The sequence below is a fragment of the Paenibacillus sp. UNC496MF genome (genome assembly GCF_900113915.1).
Taxonomy (GTDB): domain Bacteria; phylum Bacillota; class Bacilli; order Paenibacillales; family Paenibacillaceae; genus Paenibacillus_Z; species Paenibacillus_Z artemisiicola.
The window spans coordinates 900,268-913,043 of the sequence record NZ_FORE01000004.1 but is presented as its reverse complement, the minus strand read 5'-3'; the positions used below and the strand labels follow the sequence as shown (position 1 = coordinate 913,043).

Sequence of the window (12,776 nt, the reverse complement as noted above, 5' to 3'; positions counted from 1 at the left end):
TCATCGTTATCGAACCATTCCCGACTTGGCAGCGATGCGGCGTCTTCCCGGCCGGCATCCCCTCCCTTCCGTTCCGCGGCCGGCTATTTCAGACCGGACACGACGATCCCTTGGACGAAATACTTTTGCGCCAGGAAGAAGATGATCGTCGGCGGCAAAATCGCCACGATGCCGGCGGCCATGAGCAGATGCCAGGGCACGATGTTGAACATGCTCGTGAAGGACGACAAGGCGATCGACACCGTGAACTTGGAATCCGTATTCAGATAGATCAGCGGGCCCAAATAATCGTTCCACCGATACATGAAGCCGAATATGGCCGCGCTCGCCAGCGCGGGACTGCAGAGCGGCAGCGCGATATTCCAGAACGTCCGGAGCTCGCTGCAGCCGTCCAGTCGCGCGGCTTCGAACAGATCGACGGGCACCGAGCTGAAGAACTGCCGCAGCAGGAAGATGATGTACGCCGAACCGAGGAAGGACGGCACGTTCAGCGGCAGGTAGGAATCGATCCAGCCCAGGTTCTTGAACAGGACGAATTGCGGAATCATCGTGACGGGGTACGGAATCATCATGGTGGCGAGCAGGATCAGGAACATGGCGCCCCGGCCATAGCCGCGGTACCGCGAGAAGCCGTAGGCGACGAACGCCGAGGAGAACACCTCGCCGAACGTGCCGACGACGGCGTACATCGACGTGTTGTAGAAATACCGCCCGAACGACCTCGCCTTCATCGCGTCGATGAAGTTATGCCACACGGCTGGGCTCGGCACCCATTCGGGCGGGAACAGGAACACGTCCTGCTGCGTCTTGAGCGCGGTGCTGACCATGATGTAAAGCGGCAGGATCATCAGCGCCGCCAGGATGATCAGGGTCGCGAACGCCAGCGCCTTGACCGTTCGTTCTCCCGCGGACGCGGAGCGTCCCGCGGCGATTTTGCGCGTCGTCATCTCAATCCCCGCCCCCTTCGTAGTGGACCCACCGTTTGGACACCTTCATCATCAGCCAGGTCAGCAGGCCGACGAAGACGAACAGCACCCAGGCCATTGCGGACGCATAGCCGAGGTTGAACGAGCGGAACGCTTGCTGGTAAAGGTAATAGACGTAGAAGTAGGACGCGTAATTGGGACCGCCCTTGGTCATGACGTCCGCTTGGACGAACACCTGGAACGAACCGATGATGCCGGTGATGAGCAGGAACAGCGTGACGGGCGAGATCATGGGAATGGTGATGTTCACCAGTTGACGGAAGCGCGAAGCGCCGTCGATCTGGGCGGCTTCGTACAGGTTGGGCGGAACGCTCTTCAGGCCGGCGAGGTAGATGACGACGTTGTTGCCGAGCGTCCAGAGCGACATCATGATGAGGGAAGGAATGACCCAATGCTCGTCGGACAGCCATTGGGGACCGGTGTTGCCGGTGATCTTGTAGTAGAGGACGTTCACGACGCCGAAGTCGGGATCCAGCAGCCAGACCCACAGCAGGGACAGCACGACGCCGGAGACGACCGAGGGCAAGTAGAAGATGGTGCTGAATACGCGCTGTCCCGGGATGCGGACGTTGAGGAGGATGGCCAGGAACAGCGAGGCCGCGAGACCGACCGGAACGCCGACAAGCGTGTAATATAAGGTGACGCCGGACGATTTCCAGAAGAGATCGTTTTGAAACAGGTTTATGTAGTTTTGAAAGCCGATGAATACGGGTTCGTGGGCGATGTCGTAGCGGGTGAAGCTGTAGTAGCCGGATACGAGGATCGGGCCGCCCGTGAACAACAGAAGTCCGAGGATCCAAGGCGACAGGAACAGGTACAGATACTTCGTTTCGCGCAATTCCGTCTTCTTTCCAAGGCGTAGGCCTGCCATATCGGGTTTCATCCCCTTGCATCGTTAATGGTGGCTGACTCCAAAACCATGCGGCGTTCGACTGAACCGGATGTAAGAAGATGCTGCGTGCGGATAATCGTAGCGATGCGAGCAAGCGGCAACGCGCCCGCTTCGATGCCGGCATGCGGCATACGCGCCCGCGGCGGTGCGAGGCGGTTTGTCCGGCCGCTGTCCGGCGGGCTTGTACGGCCGTTGTCCGGCGGCTTGCGCCCAACGGCTTTCCCAGTGGCTTGTCCGGCCGACGTCCGGCGGATTGCCCGCCGACTGTAACGCACTCCTCCTTTCTCGCGGCATGTTTGTGTTTGCTTATCTAACATGTTATGACTCATTATAAAGGTTACTACCTTTCATGTAAATAACGAAATTGATTGTAATGTAAGCGATTTCAATTAACATTGTTATGAGCTCTGCCGACTTTGTTCCGATCTTATTGCCGGCAGCTATCGACCCGCATCGGACCCTCGCGCCGCTCAAGGAGACGCGCGGGTCCGGTGCGGTTCTCGCCGCCGTCCTTCGGATGGCGGACCGAGCACCGCCCTGTTCTAAGCCTTCGCTCCGAGGCGATGACCCTGAAATTGCGGGAGATACGGCGCATTGGCAGCGAGAATCTCGTCGAACACTTGCTTGGCCAGCTTCGCGCTGCCAACCAGCGGATGCAGGGTCAACGCCTGCAGGCCCGCGGCATAGTCGCCCTCCGCCGCGGCTTTCACGGTCAGCTCTTCGAAAGCTTTCACGAGCTGCAGCAGCCCTCGGATCTGGGGAGGGATCGGCGCCTCGATGCGGACCGGATGCGCGCCCTGCGAATCGATGACGCAGTTGACCTCCACCGACGCGTCCGCCGGCAGGAACGGCAATATGCCGTCGTTGCGCACGTTCACGATTTGAAGGTCGCGCTTGTCGTTGTAGATCGACGTCATCAGGTTGACGGCCGCTTCGGAATAATACGCCCCGCCCCGCTGCTGGAGCTGCGGGGGCTTGACCGCCAAGCCCGGGTCCTCGTACAGCTCGAACAGCTCGTTCTCCACCCGCTTGACGTCGTCGGCCCGCGTCGTGCCCTTCTCCAGGAACGTCTTGTTCATCTCTTCGAACACGAGATCCTTCATGTAATAGTAACGATGATAGCTGCACGGCAGCGCCCCCATGGCACGGAGAAATTCCGCGTCCCATCCGAAATCGGGAACGTTCTTCATCGTCAACCCGCTTGCGCCCGCGGCCTTGTTCAGCACGGCGGCCGTGATGTCGGCGCCCCCGACGACGATGCGGGTCGTCCAGTTCAGGTGGTTGATGCCGGCCATCTCGATGCTCACGTCGGATACGTCCGCGCCGCACAGCTTCGCGATTTGCATCTTGGTGCCGATCGGCAGGTTGCACAAGCCGACCGTGCGGATGCCCGAATACTTGAGCACGGCTTCCGTCACGACGCCCGCCGGGTTCGTGAAGTTGATCATGTACGCGTCCGGAGCCAGCTCTTCCATCTCGCGCGCGATATCCAGGATGACCGGGATCGTCCGGAGCGCCTTGGCGAAGCCGCCCGCGCCCGTCGTCTCCTGGCCGATGAGCCCGTGCCGGAGCGGAATCTTCTCGTCCCGGGAACGCGCCTCCAGCATGCCGACGCGCATCTGCGTCGTGACGAAGTCCGCGCCGGCGATCGCTTCCCGGCGGTCGAGCGTCGTATGGACGCGAATCGGCACGCCTGCCTGCGCGATCATCCGTTCGGCCAGCCTGCCTACCGTTTCCAGTTTGCGCCGCCCTTCTTCGATGTCGACCAAATAAAGCTCGCGCACGGGAAAGCTGCCATAATGGTTGATGAAGCCTTCGATCAACTCGGGGGTATACGACGATCCTCCGCCGATTACCGCCACTTTCAACCGGTCTTTTCTCATGGGGCGACGCCTCCGTCTCTAGCATTGTTATTATAGGTAAGGCTGATTATAAATTCATCATTACAAATCGTCAACCCATATTTTTCAATTTTTACGCCTTTTCGGCCAAAGCGATGCGATACTTTCGAGGAGATCGCGCAATTTCGCGATAATGTTTCCTTTACGATTGCCTTCCGTCAAGGAGCCTTTTCTTTCCTTTCGACGATTCGGCGGATATGTTATGATGAATGCGTATCCATGCGCAGTTGTATGGATGGATTCCATGTTGAACGAGGAGTTTCCGCTATGTCCATAAGCAAGTACGCCGTCGTGAAGCAGCATCTGCTCGGTGCCATCAAATCCGGCGAATACCGGCCGGGCGACCAATTGCCGACGGAGGATGAACTGTGCAAGCTCTACAACGTGAGCCGCACGACGATCCGCCAGGCGCTTCAGCAGCTCGAGCTGGAAGGCCGCATCAACAAGATTCAAGGCCGGGGGACGTTCATCGCCGACGCCAAATCCGAAATCGTCCATCATATGCTCGCGCCGATCGTCAACTTCTCCGAGCTGATGGAAGAGCTCGGCCGCCGTTCCGAGACCCGGCTCCTGGCGTCGTCCGTCGTGCCGGCCGAACCCCCGTTTCAATCGCAGCTGGACATTCCCGGGCAATCGCCCGTCACGAAGCTGGTCCGGCTTCGCCTCGCCGACGACCAGCCGGTCGCCTACGAGACCATCTATCTGCCGTGGTCCTTGGCGCCGGGACTGTCGAACGAGGAGGAAATCGGCTCGCTGTTCAAGCTGCTCAAGGAGAAGTACGGGCGTCCGATCGACCGCTCCCTGGATACGCTGAAGCCGGTCATCGCGGACGAAGCGGTCGCGGAGCTGCTCCGGATCGAACCGGGCGCTCCTTGCTTCCACATTCGTACCGTCTCCTACCTTCAGGACAACACGCCGATCGAATACAGCGAAAGCTTTTTCCGGGCCGATATGTCCCATTTCGTGATCGAACGGAGGTATGACCATCGCTAGGCGCGGGCGCGGTTTCGCCCGAAAGGCAGCCGCGAAGCCGGGCGCACAAGATCAAAGAGCCTGCGCGGCGCAGGCTCTTTCGATTTGTTTGCCTAATGGTGCCATGCTTAAGGGAAGCTCATATTTAGGCATCGTCACCTTATCCGCTTTCCGCCGGGGGACGGGCTTTTGGCCGGATGCGCTCAATTGAATCCGCCGTTGACGCGTATCGTCTGCCCCGTGATCCAGCGGGCTTGGTCGCTGACGAGCAATTCCACCGCGTTCGCGATATCCTCCGGTTCGCCCAGGCGCCCGAACGCGTTCATGCGGCGGTACGAATCGACCAGCTCCGGCGACTTGCCGTTCAGGAACAATTCCGTCGCGACTTGACCCGGCGCGATGCTGTTGATCACGATGCCGCGGGGACCGAATTCCTTGGCCAGCTGCCGGGTCAGCTGCTCGACCGCGCCTTTCGTCGCGGCATAAACGCTGTAGGCGGGCAGCATCGCGCCCGAAACCGAGGTCGAGAAGTTAAGGATCGTCCCGCCTTTCGCCATATGCGCCATCGCCTGCTGACACGCGAAGTACGTACCTTTCACGTTCACCGCGAAATGCCGCTCGAACAGCGCTTCCGACATGTCGGCGATCGGCGCGGGCACCATCATGCCGGCGTTGTTGACCAAAATGTCGAGCCGTCCGAAGCGCGCCATCGTCTCCCCGAACAACGCTTCGACGTCGGCGACGCTGCTCACGTCGGCCCGAATGGCCGCCGCCTCCCCGCCGAATTGCCCGATCGTCTCCACGACTTCATCCGCATTTGCATGGCTGGAGGCGTAATTGACGATCACCTTCGCGCCGAGCCGCGCCAGCTGGATGGCCGTCTGCCGCCCGATCCCCTTCGAAGCTCCTGTTACGATCGCGACTTTGTCCTTTAATGTCATGGCTCTCCCACTCCCCTGTATCGTTAGAATCGGCCGATCCGCGCGTCGTGCGCGGTCGACCTTGCATATTCATCATAGCGGAGCGCGGGCTGCCGCCGTTAGATCATCCCTCTCCGATTCTTGCCCGATTCTCTTTCGGCAGGTTATGATGCATCTACAAGCCTATGTACGAAAAGGAGCTCCGAACATGAACGAATCGCTTCCCATGGAACTAGCCTTGCGGCAGCTCGCGCTGTTGGTCCGCCGCCACGCGCCGTCGAACGGCAGGTACGAGACGGCCATACCCTCGCTTACGCTGATGCATGCCACGGAAGTCACGGAACCGATGGAATCGGTTCACCGGCCCTCCGTCTGCATCGTGGCCCAAGGGGCGAAGACGGCGGTGCTGGCGGGCGAAACCTACAGATACGATCCCTCGGCCTATCTAGTCGTCTCCGTGGATTTGCCGATGTCCGGCCGCATCGTCGAAGCTTCGCCCGAGACGCCGTATTTGTCCTTGAAGCTGAGCTTCGACCCGGACGTGATCTTGGCCGTCGTCGCCGAAATGAACAAACCCCACATGCCGTCCGCGGAGCCGAGCCGCGGCATCACGCTCAACCGCATGTCGCCCGAATTGCTGCAAGCCGTCGCAAGGCTCATGCGGCTGCTTGACGAGCCAGAAGACGTGCCGGCCTTGGCGCCGCTCGCGCTCCGGGAAATCCTCTACCGGGTGCTGCGAGGCGAGCATGGCGCCCTGCTGCATCAGATCGCCGTCATCGGCAGCCACGCGCACGGAATCCAACAGGCGATTCACGCGATTAACCGGCATTTCGACCGTCCGATCGCGGTCGACGATCTCGCCAAGTCCGCGAACTTGAGCACGTCCGCGTTTCACAAGCATTTCAAGCGCGTCACGGCGATGAGTCCTCTGCAGTACCAGAAGACGGTCCGTTTGCAGGAAGCGCGCCGGCTAATGTTGACGGAAGGGATGCAAGCCGCCGACGCGGCCTTCCGCGTCGGCTACGAGAGTCCGTCCCAGTTCAGCCGGGAATACGCGCGCATGTTCGGGCGTCCGCCGATGCTGGACGTTCGCGAGCTGCTTCGCGGTCCTCGCGCGGATGCCTACTTCTACGATTAAGAAAGCGCGCATGGCGAACAGGGCTCCGACGATCATCGTCAGGAGCCCTGTCGCATGCGGAAGGACCGCGGCGGAATAAACCGGCGCTTATTAAGGAACACTCCTGGTACGCACGTTACCGTCGAAAGGAGCGTTGCCATGAACCAAGTATTCGCGGAAGTAACCGGCGGCAAACGCGAGCTCAACAAGGTGTTCTGGGCCGCCGGCTTCGGCTGGATGTTCGATGCCATGGACGTCGGCCTGCTTTCCTTCATCCTTGTCGCGCTCCGCAAGGAATGGGGGCTGTCAGCGCAGGAGGCGGGCCTGCTCGGCACGTTCAATTTGGTCGGCATGGCCATCGGCGCGGTCTTGGGCGGCTATCTTGCCGACCGGTTCGGCCGGCGTCCCGTGTTTCTCTTGACGCTGGTGGTGTTCGGCGCGTTCAGCTTCGGCAGCGCGTTCGCGGGCGGGTTCGGCATCATGCTGGCGCTGCGGTTCCTGATGGGCGTCGGGCTGGGGGCCGAGCTGCCGGTCGCGTCCACCCTCGTCAGCGAATTCGCGCCGGCGGCAACGCGAGGCCGGATGGTCGTCCTGCTGGAAAGCTTCTGGGCCGCCGGCTGGATCTTGGCCGCCGTGCTCGCGTACTTCGTCATTCCGCCGTACGGCTGGCGCGTCGCGGTCGCCGTCGGCGCGCTCCCGATCGTGCTCGCGCTATGGATCCGCCGCGAGGTGCCGGAATCGCCGCACTATCGCCCGAAAGCGGAACGGCGCATCCGGATCCGCGAGCTGTTCACGTCCTACAAGCGCGAAACGATCGCACTCTGGGCGGTTTGGTTCGCCATCGCCTTCTCCTATTACGGCATGTTTCTCTGGCTGCCTTCCGTCCTCGTCGACAAAGGCTTCACCATGATCCAGAGCTTCCGCTACGTCCTGCTCATGACGCTCGCCCAGCTGCCCGGCTACTTCGCGGCTTCGTACCTCGTGGAGAAATGGGGCCGCAAGGCGACGCTCGCCGTCTTCCTGATCGCTTCCGGCGCGATGGCGCTCGGCTTCGGCTTCAGCCAGAGCACGGGAACCCTGCTGCTGACGGGAGCGCTGCTGTCCTTCTTCAATCTGGGCGCCTGGGGCGCGCTGTACGCCTATACGCCCGAAAACTACCCGGCGCCGATCCGCGGGGCGGGCGCCGGCTTCGCCGCCGGCTTCGGGCGGATCGGAAGCGTGATCGCGCCGTATCTCGTCGGCGTCCTCGTGCAGGGGCACGCCGGCTATGCGCCGATTTTCAGCCTGTTTACCGCGGTGCTGCTGATCGGAACGGTCATGCTGCTCGTCTATGGCGTCGAGACCAAGGCCCGGGAGGCGGGCTGAATACCGCTCGTCGCCTGATTCGAACCGTTAAGGCGTCCAAAAACAGCAGCCGAAAACGCGAGGTTTCCGGCTGCTGTTTGATTTTGATTTTCGGCGCGACTTATCGCTTCAGCGGAGCGCGAAGGCTGGCCGGCAGCCGTTCGTTCGCGGCATGGACCGCTTCGAAGTGGCCGCCCTTCCTCCCGGCGAACATCTCTTGCACCGCCCGGCCCGCGGCCGCCCTGCTCGCTTCGCCGAGCTCCGGTTTCAGGCATGCGTTCGTCGCGCATTCGATCAAGTCTTGGGCGATGCGTTCCCAAAGAAAGTACGAGAGCGCTGCAGGGTTCGTCTCCCCCGCGCCGTAACCTTCATGAAACGCGGCGGCATGCGGTTCGCGGACGAAGATGAAATCCCGTTCCTTCGGGGCCAGCATCGCTTCGTCCCAATTGATCACGAACACGCGGTCCGCCTGGCCGCGGATGACGTTCGACGCGTGCAGATCGGCGTGACAGATCACTTGCGGAAGCGTCTCGCCCTGCAGCGCCTCCGCCAATCGCGCGAGCGAAGCCATCATCTCGCCGATCATGGCGCGGTTGGCGGCCCAGCACGCGAGCAGCTCGCGCCCGGTATAGTCCTTGGCGGCCGCGCGCGCATCGTCCTCGCCGAACTCGCGAATCCAGCGTATGTACGCGGACGGATCGAAGCGTTCTTCGCGCAGCGAAGCGATGTTCGCAGGCGGAGGCACTTGATGGATGCGTTTCATGACTTCGCCGATCGCCTTCCAGTGCTTCGCCGTCATGCCGTCCAAGCCCGCGCTTCCTTCCACATAGGGGTAGACCGATACGGTCCACGCTTCAAGCCGGGTCCACAAAGCGCCGTCCGCGGCGGGAATCGGGGCAACGACGGCTTCGATCCCTTGACCCCGCACATACGCCGGGACAAGGTAGCGGTTCGCCTCGAACGGACGAGAGGACGCCTTCAGCAAGTATGCCGTCCCTTGTTCGTCGATCGCCCGGTAGACCCCGGCCCCGAAGTCATGGCCGTGCGGAAGAAACGCCAGCGAAACCGGATTCAGGCGATACCGGTCGCGAAGACAATGGAGAAGCCGCTGCTCCGACACATCCGGCGCGCTGCGGATGTCCGGCCGGGTGTTTGACGGTTGTTTTGCATTCATAGCAAGTTAACCCTCCATGCTCTTGATTTTTTTCGGAAGGGCATTCGTTCCGGTGCACGGTACGGTTAGCCGTTCCGTACCTCATCAGTCCATTCGCGGCAGATCATCTCCATCTAAAAACCTCCTTATTTAGGATGGTTCTACCTTAGCGCAATCCGGAGTGCCTGTATAGCGAAAACGCTTTAAGGACCGCCGCTAAAGAAGCCTGCCCTTTACTGCTTCGTCCGTGGGCACAAAAAAACGCAGCCCCATCGCCGTTTCGGCAAAGGGGCCGCGCTGGAATTCATCGTAGTGTCGGATTAAATAAACCCGCCGTTGACGCGGATCGTCTGGCCCGTCACCCAGCCGGAATCCGGTCCGGCCAGGAACAGCACGACCTTGGAGATGTCCTCGGTCTCCGCGAGCCGGCCGAAGGAGTTGCCGCTGCCGACGCTCGCGATTTGCTCCGGCGTCTTCCCGGCCGTGAACAGCTCCGTATTGATCGGTCCCGGCGCCACGGTATTGATCGAGATCCCTTTCGGGCCCAGCTCCTTGGCCAACTGGCGGCTGAACTGCTCGACGGCGCCTTTGGAGCCCGTATACGCGCTGTAGGTCGGGAACATCTGACCGGTGACCGAGGTCGAGAAGTTGATGATGCGCCCGCCGCTTCCCATGTGCTTCGCCGCCTGCTGGATCGCGAAGAACGTGCCTTTCGCGTTGATCGCGAACTGCCGGTCGTAGTCTTCCTCCGTAATGTCCGCGAGCGGCTTCGTGATCATGATGCCGGCGTTATTGATCAAAATATCGATGCGGCCGTAAGCGTCCAAGGTTTCGCGGAACAGCCGCTCAATCTCGGTTACCTGCCCGACGTCGGCTTGAACCGCCAACGCTTCCCCGCCGTTCGCCTTGATGGCGGACACGACCTCCTCCGCTCTCCCCGGGCTGCTGGCATAATTGACGACTACTTTGGCCCCGTGCTCCGCGAGCAGCTCGGCGATCGCTTTTCCCAGCCCGCGCGACGCTCCGGTGACCAACGCGACTTTGCCTTCCAATGTACGGCTCATGAATGATTCCTCCCTGAATTAGCTGTTCGTTTGCTTGATAACGGCTGCGATTCTACATCGAATCGATGAACGGACTAAGGATTAACATTTCCTCGCTTTGATGATTTGATTATAGATCAGCTTCAAACAAATATCAAGTGACAGATTATCGATTTTGTCATTTAATTTTTCGATGCCGGTTCGCGCCGCTTGCGAGAAAGCAAACAAAGCAAATATAAACAATCAAAGCAAATATAAACAAACAAAGCAAACAACCCTTCGATTCAGGGATCGAAGGGTTGTTGAAGACTGCCCAATGCGCGTCGATGTTCGTGCTTCGCGCACGCAGGCTGGTTACTGGTATCGAGTGGTTCTTCGCGGCTCGGCGCCAAGTATGGCGAGCCTACCGCACGATGCCGTACAGGAGCACGCGCCAGACGGACTCGAATTCCCGGTCGGCGCGCTCCGCAAGCCATTCCCGCGCATGAGACGGGTGGTGGAATTTCGATGTGGCGATGAAGATGGCGCGAGCGGTCTCCTCCGGATCGCCGGGCTTCAGCTCGCCGGACGCGATACCCGACGCGATGATGGATGCCAGCTGCCCGATCAAGCGGCCGATGTGGGCTTCGATCATTCCGCCGGCTTCCAACGTGACGTCCGCGTACATTTTGAACAGCTCGGGATCGTCCGCCGCGTACGTCCGCTTGGCCGCGATGAGGGCGACGACCCACTGCCGAAGCCGATCGGCCGCGCTGTCGCCGGGAAGGTCCGCGAGCGACGCCAGCGGCTCGGCGATGATCCGGTCCAGCCAGCGCGCCGTCACCGCTTCGCGCAGCGCGGCTTTGCTCGCGAAATGGCGGTACAGCGTGCCATGGCTTACTTGAAGCGCCCGCGCGACGTCCACGACGGACGTTTTGTCCGGTCCGAAGCGCTTCAGCACCTGTTCCGCGGTATCGAGAATTTGTTCCTTGCTAAGCGGCAGATCGTTCGCCATCCGCTCGTCCTCCTTCCGGTCGTTGGTATTACTATAGCAGACCGCAAGTCGGATAACAATATCGCGATTCTGTTATTTGTCATCCAAATCATTGGCATGCGCATTCGAATCGCGCTTGCGAACCCGTCGGCGCCGCTTAACCGACATGGACGTTAATCGTCACCGCATCGTCGAACCCCAGCCTGCGGTACAGGTTCGTGCCCATGGGGCTTGCCTGAAGAATCGCGAGCTTGATGCCGGATTCCTGCATGTCGCGCAAGGCGTACGCCGTAACCGCGCTGCCGATCCCGCGCGAACGGAACGCCTTTAGCGTGGCGACGGTATACAGACCCGCCGCGTCGCCTTCGCCGTACGTCATGGCGCTGCCGACCGGTTCCCCGTTCAAGCTTGCCAGGTAATAACGCGCTTTGCCCGTCGGATCGAAGGCGAAGGCGTCGGTGAACGCCGCGGCCAACGCGTCCGGCAGCCCGTATTCCGCTACGAACACGCGTTTGAACGATGCGAGCTCTTCTTCCGTCCGTATCGCCGAGATGCGCAGTCCCGGCACGCGTTCGGCAGAAAACGTCCGCCCTTCGAGCGCCGCGGCCATGCCGGTCAAGCTGCCGCCGAATTCGAAGCCATTCGCTCGCAGCGCTTGCACGACCGCTCCGTCCGGCGCATGGGAATACGTATGCCAACTGCAGCGCATGCCGCGCGCGCGGTACGATTCCGCGATGGATCCGACCTCGGCGGCCGCGTCCCCGTCCGGCTTATAGCCGAATACGCGGTTGAAGATCGGCAGCGGCAGATCCGTCTCGATGCGGGCGCAGGCCGCGGTACGGACGAATTGCACCCGCGGGCTGTTGCCGCTCAGAAAGGCGAAGGTATCGATCATGTTTGCGATAATGGCTTGTACGTGCGATTCGTTCGTCAATGGCTGTTCCTCCTCGTGTCGTGCGGCCGCTTTTATGGTTCGGCCGCTCTAACCATCCCTTCTCCACACGCCCCCGGCACAGGATGCGAACCCGGCGCCTTCGTAGAACGCGGTCAGTTTGTTTTCGAACGTTAATGTGACGATGTCCAGTCCGAATCGCTCCGCTTCTTCCAGTAGTGCGCGAACCACCGCTTGGCCCAAGCCCGAACGCCGGTAATTGGGATGGACCATCACGTCTTCCATGTAGCCGTGCTGCAGCCCCATGCCCGAGATATAACCGAAAGCTATCAATTGCCGCCGTTCGTTGCGACACCCGGCCCAAAAGTTGCAGCGCTCGAACAAGCGCGGATAATCCGCATGACGCCCTTCCCACCCGATGTGCTCGCGGAGCGCCGGTACCTCGTCCGGCGCGATCGGCAGGTTGATAACGATGGGATGATACAATCGCTATTCCTCCTTACTATGCGTTCGGTCTGCCGAATTTCCCATTCCCTTCCCAAAACCTTATCTCCTCGCCACGTCTACTAGACGAGCTCCATCA

Annotated in this window: 12 protein-coding genes; 3 read left to right on the top strand and 9 right to left on the bottom strand. The window is 60.9% G+C overall.

The features are described 5' to 3' along the window. Positions 1 to 83 precede the first annotated feature (83 nt). From BMZ79_RS04060 to BMZ79_RS04050, 3 genes are all read right to left on the bottom strand, one after another. Positions 84 to 947, bottom strand: coding sequence for a carbohydrate ABC transporter permease (locus BMZ79_RS04060; protein WP_090636747.1), 864 nt, complete (start codon positions 945 to 947; stop codon positions 84 to 86). Between the two features lies 1 nt (position 948). Beyond that, on the bottom strand, positions 949 to 1,857 hold the full coding sequence (locus BMZ79_RS04055) for a carbohydrate ABC transporter permease (RefSeq protein ID WP_090636745.1): 909 nt from the start codon (positions 1,855 to 1,857) through the stop codon (positions 949 to 951). 563 nt (positions 1,858 to 2,420) lie between these two features. After that, positions 2,421 to 3,761, bottom strand: a complete 1,341-nt coding sequence (locus BMZ79_RS04050) for a 6-phospho-beta-glucosidase (protein ID WP_090636743.1) — start codon at positions 3,759 to 3,761, stop codon at positions 2,421 to 2,423. 285 nt (positions 3,762 to 4,046) lie between these two features. Here BMZ79_RS04050 and BMZ79_RS04045 point away from each other — a divergent pair, with 285 nt between their 5' ends. Then, positions 4,047 to 4,772, top strand: a complete 726-nt coding sequence (locus tag BMZ79_RS04045; RefSeq protein WP_177221998.1) for a GntR family transcriptional regulator — start codon at positions 4,047 to 4,049, stop codon at positions 4,770 to 4,772. Between the two features lie 182 nt (positions 4,773 to 4,954). Here BMZ79_RS04045 and BMZ79_RS04040 read toward each other — a convergent pair whose 3' ends face one another. Continuing rightward, a complete protein-coding gene (locus BMZ79_RS04040) occupies positions 4,955 to 5,692 on the bottom strand; it encodes an SDR family oxidoreductase (protein WP_090636739.1) in 738 nt (245 codons plus the stop codon). A 187-nt stretch (positions 5,693 to 5,879) separates the two neighbouring features. Between BMZ79_RS04040 and BMZ79_RS04035 the strand changes: the two genes are divergently transcribed. Together BMZ79_RS04035 and BMZ79_RS04030 are read left to right on the top strand one after the other, a co-directional pair. Next, positions 5,880 to 6,809 carry an AraC family transcriptional regulator gene (locus tag BMZ79_RS04035; RefSeq protein ID WP_090636737.1) on the top strand — a complete coding sequence of 310 codons (930 nt, stop codon included), beginning with the start codon at positions 5,880 to 5,882 and terminating at the stop codon, positions 6,807 to 6,809. A gap of 138 nt (positions 6,810 to 6,947) precedes the next feature. Next, positions 6,948 to 8,153 carry an MFS transporter gene (locus tag BMZ79_RS04030; protein ID WP_090636735.1) on the top strand — a complete coding sequence of 402 codons (1,206 nt, stop codon included), beginning with the start codon at positions 6,948 to 6,950 and terminating at the stop codon, positions 8,151 to 8,153. A 100-nt stretch (positions 8,154 to 8,253) separates the two neighbouring features. On the opposite strand, the gene BMZ79_RS04025 is transcribed toward BMZ79_RS04030, so the two are convergent. From BMZ79_RS04025 to BMZ79_RS04005, 5 genes are all read right to left on the bottom strand, one after another. Beyond that, complete coding sequence (locus BMZ79_RS04025) at positions 8,254 to 9,306, bottom strand: phosphotransferase enzyme family protein (RefSeq protein WP_218154646.1); 1,053 nt, start codon at positions 9,304 to 9,306, stop codon at positions 8,254 to 8,256. 299 nt (positions 9,307 to 9,605) lie between these two features. Beyond that, on the bottom strand, positions 9,606 to 10,349 hold the full coding sequence (locus BMZ79_RS04020) for an SDR family oxidoreductase (RefSeq protein WP_090636733.1): 744 nt from the start codon (positions 10,347 to 10,349) through the stop codon (positions 9,606 to 9,608). Positions 10,350 to 10,731: 382 nt separating this feature from the next. Next, positions 10,732 to 11,322 (bottom strand): TetR/AcrR family transcriptional regulator, encoded by a 591-nt coding sequence (locus BMZ79_RS04015; RefSeq protein WP_090636731.1) that lies wholly within the window; start codon positions 11,320 to 11,322, stop codon positions 10,732 to 10,734. Between the two features lie 136 nt (positions 11,323 to 11,458). Continuing rightward, positions 11,459 to 12,235, bottom strand: a complete 777-nt coding sequence (locus BMZ79_RS04010) for a GNAT family N-acetyltransferase (protein WP_090636729.1) — start codon at positions 12,233 to 12,235, stop codon at positions 11,459 to 11,461. Positions 12,236 to 12,283: 48 nt separating this feature from the next. Continuing rightward, positions 12,284 to 12,679, bottom strand: a complete 396-nt coding sequence (locus tag BMZ79_RS04005) for a GNAT family N-acetyltransferase (RefSeq protein ID WP_090636728.1) — start codon at positions 12,677 to 12,679, stop codon at positions 12,284 to 12,286. Between the last annotated feature and the right edge of the window lie 97 nt (positions 12,680 to 12,776).

Excerpts from the sequence above, each read along its gene's own strand:
- BMZ79_RS04060 (WP_090636747.1), bottom strand. The coding sequence starts at position 947 with ATGACGACGCGCAAAATCGCCGCGGGACGCTCCGCGTCCGCGGGAGAA.
- BMZ79_RS04055 (WP_090636745.1), bottom strand. The coding sequence starts at position 1,857 with ATGGCAGGCCTACGCCTTGGAAAGAAGACGGAATTGCGCGAAACGAAG.
- BMZ79_RS04050 (WP_090636743.1), bottom strand. The coding sequence starts at position 3,761 with ATGAGAAAAGACCGGTTGAAAGTGGCGGTAATCGGCGGAGGATCGTCG.
- BMZ79_RS04045 (WP_177221998.1), top strand. The coding sequence starts at position 4,047 with ATGTCCATAAGCAAGTACGCCGTCGTGAAGCAGCATCTGCTCGGTGCC.
- BMZ79_RS04040 (WP_090636739.1), bottom strand. The coding sequence starts at position 5,692 with ATGACATTAAAGGACAAAGTCGCGATCGTAACAGGAGCTTCGAAGGGG.
- BMZ79_RS04035 (WP_090636737.1), top strand. The coding sequence starts at position 5,880 with ATGAACGAATCGCTTCCCATGGAACTAGCCTTGCGGCAGCTCGCGCTG.
- BMZ79_RS04030 (WP_090636735.1), top strand. The coding sequence starts at position 6,948 with ATGAACCAAGTATTCGCGGAAGTAACCGGCGGCAAACGCGAGCTCAAC.
- BMZ79_RS04025 (WP_218154646.1), bottom strand. The coding sequence starts at position 9,306 with ATGAATGCAAAACAACCGTCAAACACCCGGCCGGACATCCGCAGCGCG.
- BMZ79_RS04020 (WP_090636733.1), bottom strand. The coding sequence starts at position 10,349 with ATGAGCCGTACATTGGAAGGCAAAGTCGCGTTGGTCACCGGAGCGTCG.
- BMZ79_RS04015 (WP_090636731.1), bottom strand. The coding sequence starts at position 11,322 with ATGGCGAACGATCTGCCGCTTAGCAAGGAACAAATTCTCGATACCGCG.